The organism is Bradyrhizobium sp. CB1717 (genome assembly GCF_029714325.1).
In the GTDB taxonomy this organism is placed as follows: Bacteria; Pseudomonadota; Alphaproteobacteria; order Rhizobiales; family Xanthobacteraceae; genus Bradyrhizobium.
This window is the reverse complement of record NZ_CP121666.1, coordinates 4,783,615-4,799,698: the sequence shown is the minus strand read 5'-3', so window position 1 is coordinate 4,799,698 and position 16,084 is coordinate 4,783,615. Positions and strand designations below refer to the sequence as shown.

At 64.2% G+C, this 16,084-nt stretch carries 14 protein-coding genes; 4 read left to right on the top strand and 10 right to left on the bottom strand.

Annotated elements, in window-relative coordinates; all coding sequences use genetic code 11:
* Positions 1–108: 108 nt before the first annotated feature.
* The gene (gene xth, locus QA649_RS22860) at positions 109–906 is read left to right on the top strand and encodes an exodeoxyribonuclease III (protein ID WP_283019179.1); all 798 of its coding nucleotides are present in this window, start codon (positions 109–111) and stop codon (positions 904–906) included.
* A 61-nt stretch (positions 907–967) separates the two neighbouring features.
* On the opposite strand, the gene QA649_RS22855 is transcribed toward xth, so the two are convergent.
* The 7 genes from QA649_RS22855 to QA649_RS22825 all read right to left on the bottom strand — a co-directional run bounded on the left by QA649_RS22855 (position 968) and on the right by QA649_RS22825 (position 8,722).
* Positions 968–1,789 (bottom strand): tetratricopeptide repeat protein, encoded by an 822-nt coding sequence (locus QA649_RS22855; RefSeq protein WP_283019178.1) that lies wholly within the window; start codon positions 1,787–1,789, stop codon positions 968–970.
* Positions 1,776–3,500: a dihydroxy-acid dehydratase gene (gene ilvD / locus QA649_RS22850; protein WP_283019177.1), complete on the bottom strand. Its 1,725-nt coding sequence runs from the start codon at positions 3,498–3,500 to the stop codon at positions 1,776–1,778. The genes QA649_RS22855 and ilvD overlap by 14 nt, the downstream gene beginning before the upstream one ends.
* Positions 3,501–4,945: 1,445 nt before the next feature.
* Positions 4,946–5,524 carry a hypothetical protein gene (locus tag QA649_RS22845; protein ID WP_283019176.1) on the bottom strand — a complete coding sequence of 193 codons (579 nt, stop codon included), beginning with the start codon at positions 5,522–5,524 and terminating at the stop codon, positions 4,946–4,948.
* 79 nt (positions 5,525–5,603) lie between these two features.
* A complete protein-coding gene (locus QA649_RS22840) occupies positions 5,604–5,825 on the bottom strand; it encodes a hypothetical protein (RefSeq protein ID WP_018642215.1) in 222 nt (73 codons plus the stop codon).
* Positions 5,826–6,317: 492 nt separating this feature from the next.
* The gene (locus QA649_RS22835) at positions 6,318–6,530 is read right to left on the bottom strand and encodes a hypothetical protein (protein WP_283019175.1); all 213 of its coding nucleotides are present in this window, start codon (positions 6,528–6,530) and stop codon (positions 6,318–6,320) included.
* Between the two features lie 152 nt (positions 6,531–6,682).
* A complete protein-coding gene (locus tag QA649_RS22830) occupies positions 6,683–6,859 on the bottom strand; it encodes a hypothetical protein (RefSeq protein WP_018642221.1) in 177 nt (58 codons plus the stop codon).
* A gap of 126 nt (positions 6,860–6,985) precedes the next feature.
* Positions 6,986–8,722: an adenylate/guanylate cyclase domain-containing protein gene (locus tag QA649_RS22825; protein ID WP_283019174.1), complete on the bottom strand. Its 1,737-nt coding sequence runs from the start codon at positions 8,720–8,722 to the stop codon at positions 6,986–6,988.
* Between the two features lie 318 nt (positions 8,723–9,040).
* Between QA649_RS22825 and QA649_RS22820 the strand changes: the two genes are divergently transcribed.
* Positions 9,041–11,227, top strand: coding sequence for a lytic transglycosylase domain-containing protein (locus QA649_RS22820; protein WP_283019173.1), 2,187 nt, complete (start codon positions 9,041–9,043; stop codon positions 11,225–11,227).
* An 83-nt stretch (positions 11,228–11,310) separates the two neighbouring features.
* Here the strand turns inward: QA649_RS22820 and QA649_RS22815 are convergent, their stop codons facing one another.
* From QA649_RS22815 to QA649_RS22805, 3 genes are all read right to left on the bottom strand, one after another.
* The gene (locus tag QA649_RS22815; RefSeq protein WP_283019172.1) at positions 11,311–11,472 is read right to left on the bottom strand and encodes a hypothetical protein; all 162 of its coding nucleotides are present in this window, start codon (positions 11,470–11,472) and stop codon (positions 11,311–11,313) included.
* 205 nt (positions 11,473–11,677) lie between these two features.
* On the bottom strand, positions 11,678–11,866 hold the full coding sequence (locus tag QA649_RS22810) for a hypothetical protein (protein WP_145831632.1): 189 nt from the start codon (positions 11,864–11,866) through the stop codon (positions 11,678–11,680).
* Positions 11,863–12,258 (bottom strand): hypothetical protein, encoded by a 396-nt coding sequence (locus QA649_RS22805; RefSeq protein WP_283019171.1) that lies wholly within the window; start codon positions 12,256–12,258, stop codon positions 11,863–11,865. Before QA649_RS22805 ends, QA649_RS22810 begins: the two co-directional genes overlap by 4 nt.
* Positions 12,259–12,948: 690 nt before the next feature.
* Between QA649_RS22805 and QA649_RS22800 the strand changes: the two genes are divergently transcribed.
* Both QA649_RS22800 and QA649_RS22795 read left to right on the top strand, forming a co-directional pair.
* Complete coding sequence (locus tag QA649_RS22800; RefSeq protein WP_283019170.1) at positions 12,949–15,381, top strand: PAS domain S-box protein; 2,433 nt, start codon at positions 12,949–12,951, stop codon at positions 15,379–15,381.
* Positions 15,378–16,043 carry a response regulator transcription factor gene (locus tag QA649_RS22795; RefSeq protein WP_283019169.1) on the top strand — a complete coding sequence of 222 codons (666 nt, stop codon included), beginning with the start codon at positions 15,378–15,380 and terminating at the stop codon, positions 16,041–16,043. Before QA649_RS22800 ends, QA649_RS22795 begins: the two co-directional genes overlap by 4 nt.
* Positions 16,044–16,084 lie beyond the last annotated feature (41 nt).

The following is a 16,084-nucleotide window of genomic DNA, read 5'->3' as shown; positions in this document are numbered from 1 at the left end:
CTGCGGCCCGCTTAAGCCGGGTTAATTTTGTGGGAGATTTTGCGGCGTCCTTGACGGGCAGGTTTGCATTTTGTTCTAACCATGGCCCCTGCCTGGAGCCCTTCCCCAATGCCCATCAGAGTTGCCACCTGGAACGTGAACTCGGTCCGGCAGCGGATCGATCTGCTGCTGACCTGGCTGAGGGAGTGCCAGCCGGACATCGTCTGCCTCCAGGAGATCAAGTGTGTCGACGAGGCCTTCCCGCGGCTGGAGATCGAGGCGCTCGGCTACAACGTCGTCACGCACGGGCAGAAGACGTTCAACGGCGTCGCCCTGCTCTCGAAGCTGCGGTTCGACGAGACCAAGTCGGGGCTCGCCGGCGACGATGAGGACTCCCATGCCCGCTTCCTCGAAGGCGTGGTGACGCTCAAGTCCGGCGTGATGCGGATCGCCTGCCTCTATCTGCCCAATGGCAATCCGGTCGGGACCGACAAATATCCCTACAAGCTCAAATGGATGTCCCGGCTTTTTGAGTATTCGAAGGAGCGCCTCAAGACCGAGGAGCCGCTGATCCTCGCAGGCGACTTCAACGTCATCCCGCATGCCCGCGACGTCTCCAATCCCGCCGCCTGGACCGAGGACGCCCTGTTCAAGGCCGAGACGCGCGAGAGCTTCCAGTCCCTGCTCGGCCTCGGCCTGACCGACGCCTTGCGCGCGGTAACCGACGAGCCGGGCCTCTACACCTTCTGGGACTACCAGGCCGGCGCCTGGCAGAAGAACCAGGGGCTGCGGATCGATCATCTGCTGCTGTCGCCACAGGCCAGCGACAAGCTCGCCAATGTCGGGATCGACAGCTATGTGCGCGGCTGGGAGAAGCCGTCGGATCACGTGCCGGTGTGGGCGGATCTGGATCTGGAGGCGGCTTAGCGTACGCTGAGTTGGTGGGCACGCTGCGCTTTGCCCACCCTACGGCACCGAGTCTGCCGCTCTACTCCCGGCGGCCCTGCACCCATTGTTCCAGCATTTGCAGGCACATGGCGCGGTCGTCGTCGGAGGCCTTGGCGAAGGCGCGGTTGTAGCTTTCCTTGATCCAGGTCTCTTCGGCGCCGGCGCTGTCGCGCGCCAGGGTCAGCCACATCAGGCCGCGCGCGGCCTGCCGCGGCAGACGGTCGCCGTTGAACAGCATCTGGCCAAGCAGGGCCTGCGCCTCATGCTGGCCCTTCTGGGCGGCCAAGCCGAGCCAGCGGGCGCCATAGCGGAAGTCCTCGCGCGAGGCGTCGGGCGTCTTCAGGTACAGGCGGGCGAGATCGTACTGCGCGTCCGCATTGCCGAAATACGACGCGGCGTAGGAGAACATCTCCCGCGCCCGGTCCGGGTCGGCCTTGATCTTCGAGTTCGGGATGCCGGCGAGATAATAGCGGCCAAGCGCGACGAAGGCATTGGCCACGACCTGCGCCTGCGGCGCCGACGGGCTGTCCTCGGCGTGCGCATTGGCGATCCGGCTGAAATATTCGAACGCCCGCATGTCGTCCTGGGCGACGCCGTCGCCATTGGCATACATGCGGCCGAGCTTCCACTGCGCGATGGGATGACCGCCCTCGGCGGCATATTGCAGGGCGCTGAGCGAGGTTTCCTGGGTCGCCGGCGGCACCTTGCCGCGCACCGCGCCAGCGGCGCCCGGCAGCGTGGTCACGACGGGGATGGTCGCGTCCTTCTGATTGACTGGCGCGCCGTCGAAGGCGAGCGCAGGCGCGACCAGCGCACTGGCTCCCAACACAAACGCAACTATGGCACGCCTAGATGTCCGCATAGCACTGTTTCTCGTGCGCGCCGCCCGGATGGGTCACAGCCCCCCCGACCGCTGGTCCAACCTGCTGAGCATATTTCCAGAGCGCACCCGACGTGTGGTTAGTCGCGCGAGCGCTCCATTTGGTTTTGCGCTGGGTGAGCTCCTGGTCGCTCAATTTTACGTTAAGGGTACCGGCGTCCGCGTCGATCTCGATGATGTCGCCGTCCTCGAGCAGCGCGATCGGACCGCCGATGGCAGCCTCAGGCCCGACATGGCCGATGCAGAAGCCGCGGGTGGCGCCGGAGAAGCGGCCATCGGTGATGAGCGCGATCTTGCCGCCCATACCCTGCCCGGTCAGCGCCGCGGTGGTCTGGAGCATTTCCCGCATGCCGGGGCCGCCCTTGGGGCCCTCGTAGCGGATGACGATGACTTCGCCTTCCTTGTAGGTGCGGTTCTGAACAGCCTCGAACGCGTCCTCCTCCCGGTCAAAGCACCTGGCCGGACCGGTAAACTTGAGGTTGGACATTCCCGCGACTTTCACGATCGCACCTTCTGGCGCCAAATTGCCCTTCAGACCGACCACACCGCCCGTGACGGTGATGGGTTTGTCTGCCGGGTGCACCACGTCCTGGTGCGGATTCCATTTCACGCTTTTGAGGTTTTCGGCGATCGTTCGACCGGTGACCGTAATGCAGTCGCCGTGGAGAAATCCGTTGTCGAGCAGCGTCTTCATCAGAAGCGGTATGCCACCTACTTCAAACATGTCTTTGGCGACATAACGGCCGCCCGGCTTCAAATCCGCGACATAAGGTGTCTTTTTGAAGATTTCGGCGACGTCGAATAAATCAAACTTAATGCCCGCCTCATGGGCGATGGCCGGTAGGTGCAGCGCAGCATTGGTCGAGCCGCCAGAGGCAGCGACGACGGCCGCCGCGTTTTCCAAGGCCTTACGGGTGACGATGTCGCGCGGCCGGAGGTTCTCGGCGATCAGGTCCATGACCTTCTCGCCCGCAGTCATGCAGAAGGCGTCGCGGATTTCGTACGGCGCCGGAGCCCCGGCCGAGTACGGCAGCGCAAGGCCGATCGCTTCCGAAACCGTTGCCATCGTGTTGGCGGTGAACTGCGCACCGCAGGCGCCCGCCGAGGGGCACGCCACGCGCTCGATCTCGTCGAGGTCCTCGTCCGACATGGCACCGACCGAGTGCTTGCCAACGGCCTCGAACATGTCCTGTACGGTCACCTGCTGTCCCCGGAAATTGCCGGGCAGGATCGAGCCGCCGTAGATGAAGATCGAGGGCACGTTGAGACGAACCATCGCCATCATCATGCCGGGCAGCGACTTGTCGCAGCCGGCAAGGCCCACCAGCGCGTCGTAAGCGTGGCCGCGCACAGTCAGCTCGACGGAATCGGCGATGCATTCGCGCGACGGCAGCGACGAGCGCATGCCGTCATGGCCCATGGCGATGCCGTCGGTCACGGTGATGGTGCAGAACTCGCGTGGCGTGCCGCCGGCGGACGCGACGCCCTTCTTCACCGCCTGCGCCTGGCGCATCAAGGCGATGTTGCAGGGGGCGGCCTCATTCCAGCACGAGGCGACGCCGACGAAGGGCTGGTGGATCTGGTCGGTGGTCAGACCCATGGCGTAGAAGTAGGACCGGTGCGGCGCGCGCGCAGGGCCTTCCGTCACGTGACGGCTCGGCAGCCTCTGCTTGATGTTAGACTTCGCGTCCATACAACCAGTTTCCCCGGTCAACCCTTTCAGACCCGAAAAATCAGAGCCAAGATTTGAATCGACCTTGGGATTTCCCGTCGCCTTCGCGGACCGCCGCTCCCGCTGAAAAACTTAGAGCGATTTTATTCATGTTCGGGTGTGGCCAAAAAGCGGCGGTGATGCGAACGGCCGGCGATGAGGGCTTAATCCGGAATGGGTGTTGCGTAGACAGCACAATCGTGACCGGGAAGACACGGAGATGGCTACTTGGATACCGCCGCGAAGATGACAATCAACAACTTTAAGTTTTGTAGCAAGTAAAGCGCACTCAGTTTGGCTTCAGAGACGGAGCACGTATCAACTGAGTCGCGTCCCCAAATTGGGAGTCCCACGGGGAGCCTCAAAGGATGCACGGCCGAGATGCAGAGTGCCGTAGGGTGGGCAAAGGCGCAAAGCGCCGTGCCTCACCATTTCGGTCGGGGTGCGCATTGTGGTGGGCACGCTTCGCTTTGCCCAGCCTGCGATGCCTGAGTGTATCGCATGCTCTCTCCCCATCGTCATTGCGAGCGCAGCGAAGCAATCCAGAATCCATCCGCGGAAAGACTCTGGATTGCTTCGCTGCGCTCGCAATGACGGAGCAAGAGGCAGCATCACCATGCTTCAACTGCACCTCGACTTTCAGACACGCCTTCGCACCCTCGCGGCTGATTTCGCCCGAGCTTTGCTTGATCTCTCCACCCTCATAGCCAAGAGGGCGCAGGGAAGGCCGGGTGCCCAGCTGGCACCCGCGGTCCGCTGCGCGAAAAGGTAGCGCAAAAGAACCGCACAGCAGCATACAGGTGGAGCCAATCACTCGGCCTTCCCTGCGCGATGGTCGGACGGCTTATGCCGCGCTCTCCCGGGAGCCGAATTCCTTCTGGCCTCCCTCACGCTCACGGAATTCACCGGCACCGCGCCGGTTGACGCGATCACCGCATCCGCAAGAGCTTGACCGTAGCAACGACGGCCAGGACCACACGGTTTTGCCGTACGCACGGCCCGCCATTTCGCCGCAGTATTCCCAGCTCCGTCGACAGAGCCGGAAACTTACAGACGAGACGAACCTGTCAGCGCCGTTCGTCCGCACGCGGCCGCGAGCTCACCGGGGACTACCCTCCCTGCCCGCACCTTTCGCGCCCGACGCTGCCGCGTCCACCGCAAACCCGGCTCGCGAAAATGACGACCACATGATCGCCCCTCAAGGATGAGCCGGGATGGGCGATACATACGATAAATCCGAATTTCGGTAAAGCGGAATGTTTTTGCGCAGGCGGATTGACAGCCGGGCGACACAGCCCGGTCCCGTATCCCAGATGAGTCAACGGGTCGGCGCGAAGCGCCGCCCGATGAACAGGCGCCGCGACATCCGGGATCTTTGCGAGTGATTTCCCGGGTATCGCTGCGCTCACCCGGGCTAAGGTGGCGGCTCAGGCCGACATCGCCTTACGCCTGGACGGCGCGACCAGACGCACGATCTCGCAGACAGCGACGAGGCCGGCGAGCCAGACGGCGCTGAGGAGTCCGAGCCGCGTCACGATGGCGGCGGTGAAGGCGCCCTCTCCGCCAAGCAACGGCGTCGCGGCGAACAGCACGAGCTCATAGATCGCATAGGCGACGGCAAGCGTGCTCGCCAGCATCAGCGGCGTGCGCCCCTGCGGCAGCGCGCCGAGCACCGCGGATGAGACCGCGGTCGCGACCAGCGCAGCGGCACCGATCACAAAACCCCAGGCGAGCGTGCTGCCATCGACCGGATAGTGCAGCAGTCCGAAGCCGATACCCTGATTCACCAGCCATGCGCCGGTGACGACGAGCAGCGCCGGCCGCAGCGGCAACATCGCGGCCGCCACGACGGCGAACGCGGCAAACGGTGTTGCGCAAGCGAGCGCGAAGCTTGCCAGCGCGCATGACGCGGTCAGCAGCGCAAGGCAGAACGTCGGCGCAAGGCGCGGCGCGACCGGGTGAAGGCGGAAACGATCAACGTCGGGCGAAAGCATCTCGGCAGGCATCATGGATCTCCGTTGGCGATCCTAGCACATGCGCCGAGGGGGTCGACATGACATGCACGCGAGAAGCGGACCGACCGGGCTAGGCGGGCTCTTTCTCCGCAGGCGTCCTGATCATCGCCCGCTCGCCGGCGTCGACGAGCTGGCCGATGCCGGTCCGCCCTGCCAGCGCAGAGCGGATGATGTTTTCGGCGACCGATCTGCGGAAGCCGTGGTCCTCGCCGTCGGGGCGATTGCGGCAGACCCGGTCCAGGGCCAGCTTCATGTTGATGCGGGTGCGGGTGTCGAAATGCTCGCTGATCATTCGCACGGCCTCAGTCGCGTTGATATCGGAGGCGGAAACGCTTCGGTGACCGGGCGGGTTCCAAAACAGAGCCGAGCGATGTGCCGGTCGTCTACGTCCGGCCTCTCGGGCGCTGCGCCAGAGCCCAGGCCACGGCAACGTCGCGCGGCGGGACGTCGACGCGCCGGATCGGCGTCAACTCGCCCGAGGCGGAGACGATCGCGGTCTCCTCGCGGCGGCAGCGCGGGCACACGAAGCGGACCTCATGCGGGGACGGACGCCGACCAGCTCGAACGTTTCACATTGGCGGCCATGGGCCAGGCCTCGCATTGCGAGCACGACACCAGAAACCGCCCGGGATCGAGCATACCCATTCCATCGGACTCCGCGTCCTGCCTGCCCCTTCAATGATTAACCCATGTGAATCGTTCCGGTGCCTTGGCACCGTCAGGCTCGCCCCAGGGAGCCCTGGACTCGCTGTTCCCGATCCGCCGGCCTCCGGCTTCGAACGGCTCAGTGCGCGCCCTTGAGGGTGCAGGAGGTGGTGCAGGTGACCGTGGTGCCGTGGTCGCACGCCTTGCAGGCGGCGACGCACTGGTTCATGTCGCGCGCATTGTACGAGCTGTAGTTGCGCATCGGGCAGGTCGTGGTCGACCCGGTAATGTCCTGCTCTTGGTTGCAGGCCGCCATTGCGAGCGCGAGACCAAGGACTGCAAGAAGGCGCATGGGATTGCCCTGTAGGAGCGGCAAAGCGACGTCAGCGAGGCACGTTGCACCGCAACGGACCCCGGCATTCCCACCGCGAGCAATCGTGGAAGTCCGACGCTCGCATTCCCGGAGGATGCGCGCGAAAGATTAAAAACGGATTGCAGCCGACGTCAGGCCGCAGTTTTGGTCGCGATCGCCTGCCGCATGTCCACCGCGAGTTGGCGGTACTGTTCTGACAGTTTCAGATAGAATGCGCGCTTGGTGCTGTCGGTGGCGAGCTTGGCGATCAGCTCGCATTCGGCCGTGAGCGTCTCGAACCGTTCCAGCCTGTCCTCAAGTTCTGTCATCGGCGTGTCCCCATCAAACGCCTAAGGGACAATCAACCTAAGCCCGGGAAATAGGTCACGGCGAACATCGTTATGGGGTAGCATCAATTTTCGCTGCCGCGCGCAGCGAGAAGAGGACGCCGCTACCTATTTCTGCTCCAACCGCCATGCGCCGTCCCATTCCTCGCCCGGCGGATTGGACTCGAACTGCGCGATGCGGGCGAGCAGCGCGCGCGAAGGACCGTCGCCCGGGACGGCTTCGAGCGCCGCATTGAACGCGGCGCGCGCATCGTCGAAACGTTGCGCGCGATAGGCGGCAAGGCCTTCGCCGTAGCGCGTGCGCAGGCTCTCCTGGGGGACGCTGAGGCCGTGCGCCTTGCTCATCACCTCAAAAATGGCCTGCGGTACGCTCTGGCCGGCCACTGCGAGGCGATCGATCTCGCGCAGCTCAAGGTTCGATCCGATCGCATCCGCGGTCGCCTGCGAAATCAGGATTCGGGTTCCGTAGATCTTGTTGACCATCTCGAGCCGCGACGCGAGATTCACGGCGTCGCCCATCACTGTAAAGCTCATCATCAGCTCGGAGCCGATGCTGCCGGTCAGGACCTCGCCGGTTGCAATGCCGATGCGCAGGTCGCAGGGACCGGGCATGGCGCGGATGCCGAGCAGGTCCGGCAATTGCTTCTGCAGCGCGGGCACCTGGTCCGCCATCTCGATAGCGGCGTAGCAGGCGAACAGCGCCGGCTCGTCCTCCTCGATGAAGGGCGGGCCCCAATAGGCCATGATGGCGTCGCCGATATATTTGTCGATGATGCCACGATGGCTCCGGATCGGCGCGGACATCACCGTGAAGTAATGGTTCATCACCTTGACGAGGCCTCGCGGGGTCATGCCTTCGCTCATCGAGGTGAAGCCGCTCATGTCGCAGAACATGATGGTCATCACCCGGCGCTGGCCGTCGATGGCGACCTCCGGCCGATCGATCAGGCCCTGCACCACCTTGGGGTCGATGTAGCGGCCGAAGGTCTCGCGGATGCGCTCGTTGTGCCTGAGCTGCTCGATCATGCGATTGAAGGCGGCGGCGAGCTCGCCGATCTCGTCCTGGGTGGAGACGGCGATGGTCTTGTCGAAGTGACCTGCCTCGACCTCGCGGGTGCCGGCGAGCAACAGCCGCACAGGGCGCGTGATGCCGCTGGACACCAGCAGCGCGAAGGCGAATCCGACGATCGCCGCGAGCAGTGTCACGATCCCCGAAATGACGATCGCCTGGCGCTGGTGGCTGGTCACCTGCGACGTCGATGCAAACACCTGCTTGAGCATGTCGGCGCGGATGCCGTCGATCTTCTGGTTGAACTGATCGCGGATCACGTCGATGTGCTCCAGCGTGCCGCGGGCCTCGACCATCTGCTTGGCGTCGACCTGCTGCAGAAGCTTGGCGTGGTCCTCGTTCAGGTCGCGACGCAGCTCGGTGACGGCTGTCTCGATGCGGATCTCGATCCGCGCCAGCGCGGCATTGTCGGACGGCGTCCTGGGATCATCGATGATCGCGTTGATGAGCTTGCGCGCAGCCTCGGACTCCTCCTCGATCTTGCGGTCGGCTTCCTCGAACTCGCGCAGGCGCGCAGCATAGGCCTCCTCGTCCGAGGACACCTGCATCTTCACCATGATCATCCGTCGCAGCGCCACAGCCCGCTCCAGCGAACGGATGTTGGCGCGCGCCAGATGGCCATAGGCCGGCACGTAGCGGTTGGTCAGCTCGTCAAGGAGGACGCCGACCTGGCTCGACATCACCATCGACAGGATCGAGGTGACCAGCATCAGGACGATGAGTCCGAGGGCGATGCCGACGATCTTGCGCCGGATCGACTGGTTGAAAATCGGCATAGGTGCGGGCAAAGGCTGAAAAGACGGCTCGGAACTCAATACACCGGATTTGGCGACGGGAACACGCGCAATCTGGCTGCTTTGACGCTCCAGGCAGCGCACAACCGTCGCGCGAGCCCAAATCGTTAATAAAGGTTAAAGCGCCTACCCTTTTCTCCTTTGCGGAAGTTCCCTTGCATCATCCGTATTTTGCCGCATTGTTGCGACAGCGTGAGACATGCGAAACGATGCCGTGGCATCGTTTTCGGTGTCTTTGATTCTCAAGCCGCATACGATCGCGGACCTTGGTTTGTAGTGGTTTCGCAGGGGGACCATCCAATGAACCAGTGCCTACGCTCGCTCGCGTGTGTCGTTGCCGTGGCCGCTTTGGCCCTCCTTCCGTCGGAGCTGGCGGCGAAGAGCAGTCACAAATCGTCTGCGTCGAAAAAGACGCATGAGGCGAAAGCCGGCAAGCAGCGTCATGCCGCGGCGAAATCCCGTCACGGCAAGCATGCCGAAGCCAAACGCAAGTCGAAGAAAGAGGACGACGCACCCGCGGACAAGCCGGCCGCCCCGCCGCTCACCGGCGATCTCGCCGCGCTGAAGGACGCGATCGATCTTACGCGCAAGGGCAAGACCGACGACGCGAGCGCGGCGCGCGACCGCATCGCCGACCCCGCCGGGCAGAAGCTCGCCGACTGGTTCATGCTGCGCCATTCCGAGAGCACCGCGAATTTCAAACGCTATGCCGGCTTCCTCGCCGTCAACCCGGACTGGCCGAGCAGCGCCCTGCTCCGCCGCCGCGCCGAGGCGCGGCTGTGGCAGGAGAAGGCCGACGCCCTCACCGTTCACAAATTCACGATGGATCGCCCGACCAGCGCCAAGGGCAAGTTCGCACTCGCCCGCGTGCTGCTCGCCGAAGGCGAGACCGATAGGGCCGCGCGGCTCGTGCGCGAGGCCTGGCGCACGGACGAATTGTCCGAGCGCAGCGAGGAAGATTCCTACGAGGCGTTCCGCGATCTGCTGAACGCCGACGACCATCGCGCCCGCATGGACAAGCGGCTCGGCGCCAAGGACTACGCCGGCGCAAAGCGCGCAGCGAAACGGCTCGGCGAGGATGCGCTCGCGATCGTCAAGGCCTGTGCCGCGGTCACGGGCAAGGCTGACAAGTCCAAGGACTATCTCGACGATGTCGCTAGCGAGGCGCGCCGCGATCTCGGCTATGTGCTGTGCCGCGCGCAATGGCATCTGCAGAAGGACCGCATCGACGATGCGGCCGAGGTGATCCTCGCCGCCGCGCCCGACACGATGGCCGCGCAGGACACTGACGCCTGGTGGCGCGAGCGCCGCCTGCTGGCGCGCAAGCTGCTCGACCAGGGCAAGTCCAGGACCGCCTACGACGTGGTCCGCTCCGCGGCCGTGCCGGCGATGGAGGTCTACCGGGTCGACTATCACTTCATGTGCGGCTGGATCGCGCTGCGCTACCTCAACGATCCCAGGACGGCGATGGTGCATTTCGCCGCGATCGACGAGGGCTCGGCCAACCCGATCGCGCTGTCGCGCGCGCATTATTGGCGCGGCCGCGCGGCGGAAGCCATGGGTGCGACCGCCGATGCGCGCATGAGCTACAAGGCCGCCGCGCGCTATTCGACCGCCTATTACGGCCAGCTCGCCCGCGCCAAGCTCGGGCTCGACCGCATCGAGCTGCGTGCGCCCTCGCCCGTGCTGGCCTCTGCCGACACGCCTCCCCCTGATGAGCGCGTGCGCGCCGCCGACATGCTGTACGGGATCGGCGAACGCGACATGGTGTTCTACTACGCCGAGGATTTCGCCAAGGAGAGCACCGACGTCGCGGCGCTCGAAGCGCTCGGCGAGCTCGCAGGACGGCGCAACGATGCGCGCGTGATGCTCGAGGTCGGCAAGTCGGCGCTGGCGCGCGGGCTCGCGCTCGACCATTATGCCTTCCCGACCATCGGCATCCCCGAGCACAAGCAGCTCGCTCCGCCGATCGAGACCAGCGTGATCTATTCGGTGGCACGCACCGAGAGTTCGTTCGACCAGCGCGACAAGTCGCCCGCCAACGCGGTCGGGCTGATGCAGGTGACGCCTGAAGCCGGCCGCGACACCGCAAAACGCTTCGGCCTGACCTATGATTGGGACCGGATGGTCTCCGATCCCGTCTACAACACGCAGATGGGCGCGGCCGAGCTCAGTGCGCTGCTGTCGGAATATCGCGGCAACCAGATCATGACCTTCGCCGGCTACAATGCCGGCCGTGGCCGCGTGCGGGAATGGGTGCAGGCGCGCGGCGACCCCAGGGATCCCAATGTCGATCCGGTCGACTGGGTCGAGCGCATCCCGCTGTCGGAGACGCGCAATTACGTGCAGCGCGTGATGGAGAACGTGCTGGTCTACCGCGCACGGTTCGAGGGCAGCGGCATGGTCGCGTCGAAATCCGAGCAGCGCGTCACGACGCAGGAGGTGAGCGCGGAGCCAACCGTATCGGCCGCAGCCCCGTCGCCCTAACCTCGCGACCGCCGGGGCTGGACGCGGCGCGGGCTGGACGCGGTGGCTGCGGCCGACGGCTCTGCGCGGCCGGCAACGGGCAGTTAGCGGTCACCTCCTTCCGTGGTCAGAAGGACGTACTCGCGCAGATAGACCTCAGCCAGTGAGCGCGACAGCGCGCTCATCTGAATCATCCAGCTCCAGCTCGCCATCGCCGTCAGCACCGCGATCGCCTCGAACGGACTACGGGGCCTCAGCATGTCCATGGCCGTCTGCTGGCGGTAGCAATCGTAGTCGCAATACCGTTCTTGCTTGGACACATGCCGGACGTAACTCGAGCCCAGCGGCTGGGCGCATGCGCTGCAGGCTGCGCCGTGGCTGGGATGTTCCTGATTGACGAGCATGAATCTCAATGTCGTGTCCTCTCCTGCCTAAGGCACGTCCGCCGATGCGGCCCGCAGGCCTGTCTGCTCAGGATGCCGCGCGCGTACGCCCCTCGATCGACCGCCCTGATTCCTGATGAATCGCGTAGCACTCGTAGCCGCAGTAGGGCAGCAGCGTCCTGGCGTCGCGCAGATAGCCGCCCTCGATCTCCTCGCAACACCACAGGCACGACGTCTTGCGGAACGGGGTCCTGCCGTTCACCAATATGAATCTCACGTGGAACCTCCCAGCGCGAAGCAGTAGACCGTGTCGACCAGAGAGGCGGACGGCGGCGGCGCACAGATGTGGTTGCGGCCGTCGGGATTGTCTCTGTTGCGCTCGACCTTCTGGGACGGGATCAGGATGTATTTCCCGTCTTCCCGGCGCCGCGCGTAGATCCTGCCGTCGACGTAGCGTACCTCGGTCGGGTAGCAATCCGCATTGTTGCAGCAGCTCAGAACCGGATTGTCCGGCATGCGCCAGCCCGAATAGAATTTCTCGTGGAGCAGCTGATCCTGAGGCGGATGGTGGCGATGTGAACCATCCCGTCCGGCTTCCTCGGCCTTGACGCCCGTCAGTAGCGGAAGCGGCAGCGCGATCGCCAACAGGAGCTTGCAGCTACGGTTCAACTCACAGCCTCCGGGCGAAGAAATGACCTGACGGGCTAGGTGCGGCAGCCGATCCTCATGCCGCCTGGCACTGGAACAGCCAGCGGCGGTCGCGTTCGCGACGCGCCCTGAACCGGTCGAGGCATTTCCGCGAGCAGAGCGGCGCCCGCCAGGAGTAGTATCGGATCAGACCAAACTTGCCGGCACAGACGGCACAGCCTTTGGACTCGGAACGGCGCTCGGAGTAGTCGGGGCTATCGCACATCATCCTCTCCTCTTGACCTCTTGGGGTCCTGGCCTCCTCGCGCAAAACGCAGAGGTCGCCACGGTCGTCACGGAAAATGCGGGCTTCTCAATCGTGTGGACGCAGAGCCTGGCTCTTTTGGGTGCAACACGCCGGGCGTTCCGGCAATTTGTGCTCCGCAATCGTCTCCTCTCGATTGGCCGCAAGACTAGGCTCCTTGCAATGCGCCGCTCAATTGTACGGAGGTAAATGCGCGCTAGAACTAGGATTGTGCGAGCTATACGTAGGTTTGTGCCGTAGTTTTCCGGACCTTCTCCGCCCACCTTGCGCAACGAGACGGCGCAGCGCGCGCAAGCTGCACGGCAATCGGGAATTTTGCCGAGAGTTCGACTTTGGTCGGAGGGAATTGCCCCTGTTATGGCAAAGTGCTCTACTCGCCTTGACGCTGGCGAGCCGGGACGCTTGCGATGATGCCTGGCCAGATCATGAAAATCGGGAATTCGGCCGCCCAATTCCTGCTCGGCGGCCTTGCGGCGCTTCGATCATTCGGCAACGGCGAGAAGGACGGACCCGCGGTCGCAGAGGTCTCGCGGCAGAACACCGATCTGCGTGAGGCCATGAAGCAATGGCGCGAGGTGTTCGAGCACAATCCGGTCATGTACTTCATGGTCGATGCGGCCGGAACGGTACTCAACGTCAATACGTTCGGCGCCGAACAACTGGGCTACACGACGGACGAGCTGATCGGCCAATCCGTGCTGAACGTCTTCTTCGCGGAAGACCACGACTTCGTTCGTCAATGCGTCGCCTTGTGCCTGACGACCGTGGGCCAATCGCACACCTGGGAGATCCGCAAATTCCGGAAGGACGGGTCCGTGCTCTGGGTCCGTGAAAACGCCAAGGCGATGCTGCGCGGTGACGGCACGCCGATCCTGCTGGTCGCCTGCGAGAACATCACCCAGCGCAGGGAGACCGAAGATGCATTGCGGCAGAGCGAGGCCTACCTCGCCCAGGCCCAGGAATTGAGCCACACCGGCAGCTTCGGCCTGAACTTCGCGACCGGCGAGGCGGTCTGGTCGAGGGAGACCTTTCGCATCTTCCAGTGCGACCCGGCGAGGAAGCCGACCCTCCGCTTCGTCTTTCAACGCATTCATCCGGAAGATCGCGATACGGTCCGCAGCACCCTGGAGCGGGCCTACCGCCTGGCGGAGGATTTCGATCACCAATACCGCCTGCTGATGCCCGACGGATCGGTCAAATATCTCCATTCCGTGGCGCGCGCGGTGCGACATCCATCCGGGCGCATCGAGTTCGTCGGGGCCGTGACCGATGTCACGGTTGCCAAGGAAGCGGAACAGAGGCTGCGTCGCAGCGAAGCCTATTTGAGTGAAGCTCAACGCCTCAGCCATACGAGCAGCTGGTCCTGGGACGTTCGTCGCCAGGAGTTCGCCTACCGATCGGCTGAACTCTACCGCCTGTTCGGGTTTGAGCCGGACCAGATCGATGTCCCGGCCAAGGCTTTTCAGCAACGTATTCTGCCGGACGACTTTCAGCGGATCGTCGAGATGGAACGCGAAGCGGTTCGGCAGAAGCAGCCCTTCCAGATCGACTTCCGGATTGCGCGCCCCGACGGCTCGATCAGACGCGTCCATACCGAAGGACACCCCGTGATAGGCCACGACGGCGAGGTGATGGAAATCATCGGCACGCACGTGGACGTCACCGAGCAGTTCGCGGCAAAAGATGCGCTGCACAAGGCGTTCGACGAGCTCAAGGCATCCGAGCAGCGATTCCGCGACTATGCCGAAACCGCATCGGACTGGTTCTGGGAGACCGGCCCGGACCACCGCATCACGCGGATATCGGAACATGCCGACACCTCCACCGCCCCGCCGACGGGCTTGATCGGCCTGACCCGCTGGGACATCCCCCCCGATGCCGAGCTCGAGCCGGAGAAATGGGAGCAGCATCGCGCGGCGCTCGATGCCCGCGTTCCGTTCCGCGATCTGATCTACCGCAGCAGGGATCGTAACGGCTCTCCAATCTACGTGCGCACCAGCGGCAAGCCCTTCCATGATGCGCAAGGTAATTTTCTCGGCTATCGCGGCGTCAGCAGCGACATCACGGCGGCGATCCGCGTCGAGCAGGCGGAAGAGGCGCTGCGCAAGGCGCAAGGCGAGCTCGCCCATGTCACGCGCGTCACGACGCTCGGCGAGCTGACCACCTCGATTGCCCACGAAATCACCCAGCCTCTTGCCGCCGTGATCTCCAATGCGGACGCCTGCATCGCCTGGCTCGACCGCGAACCGGCCGATTTGAAAGCCGCGCGCCGGTCCGCTGAATGGATTGTCGAGGACGCCAATCGGGCGACCGAGGTGATCCGCCGTATCAGGGCGCTTGCGAAGAAGACCGAGATCGAAGTCGTTCCGCTCGACATCAACCAGGTCGTCAGGGAGGCCGTGGCGCTCGTTCGGCGCGAGCTCGCGACCCACGCGGTATCGGTGCGCATGGAGCTGGCGTCCGACCTGCCCCGGATCTGCGGCGACCGGATCCAGCTCCAGCAGGTGCTGATCAACCTGGTGATGAACGGCATTGAAGCCATGCAGGGCAATGTCGATCGTGCTCGCGAGCTGGCGATCCGCTCGTGCCGGGCGGACGACGACGACCGCCTGCTCCTCACCGTGACGGACCGCGGCGTCGGCCTCGCCAAAGACGTCAAGGAACGCATCTTCACTCCCTTCTTCACGACGAAATCGAGCGGCCTGGGAATGGGACTCTCGATCTGCCGATCGATCATCGAGGCTCACGCGGGCCGGCTTTCGGCCTTTCAAAACGAGGGGCGCGGTGCAACATTCCAGATCGCCCTGCCCTTGCCCTTGCCACACAAGGACATGTCGTGACTGACCATGCCAAGCAGGCCGAGGGGAGCGCCGGTGAACCGATCGTCCTTATCGTCGATGACGATCCGTCGATGCGCCGTGCGCTGACCAATCTTTTTCAATCGGTCGGCCTCAAGGTCGAAGCCTTCAGCTCGGCGGCGGAGATCCTGGAAGCCAAACCGCCTGCGGTCCCCAGTTGCCTCGTGCTCGACATCCGCCTGCCAGGCGCGAGCGGCCTCGACCTCCAGGCCGACCTCGCCAAGGCCAATATTCACACGCCCATCATCTTCATCACCGGTCACGGCGATATCCCCATGACCGTGAGAGCCATGAAAAGCGGTGCCGTCGATTTCCTGACCAAGCCGGTGCGCGACCAGGACATGCTGGATGCGGTGCAAGCGGCGATCGAACGGGATCGCAAGCGGCGCGATGCCGAGAAGTCCATCTCGGGCGTGCGATCCCGTTTCGAGGGGCTGACGGCACGCGAGCGCGACGTCCTCGCTCTGGTTGCATCCGGCCTGATGAACAAGCAGGTTGCCGCCGAACTCGGATTAGCCGAAATTACCGTAAAGATCTATCGAGGGCAGATCATGCGGAAAATGGGGGCGAAATCGTTGGCCGATCTCGTCAGAATGACGGACGCGCTCGGAATCCCGCGCAACAGGGGTCACCTGCAAACCTAAGTATGCTTTCCAAGCTCGCTCCGGTGGCCCACTTTCCCTGA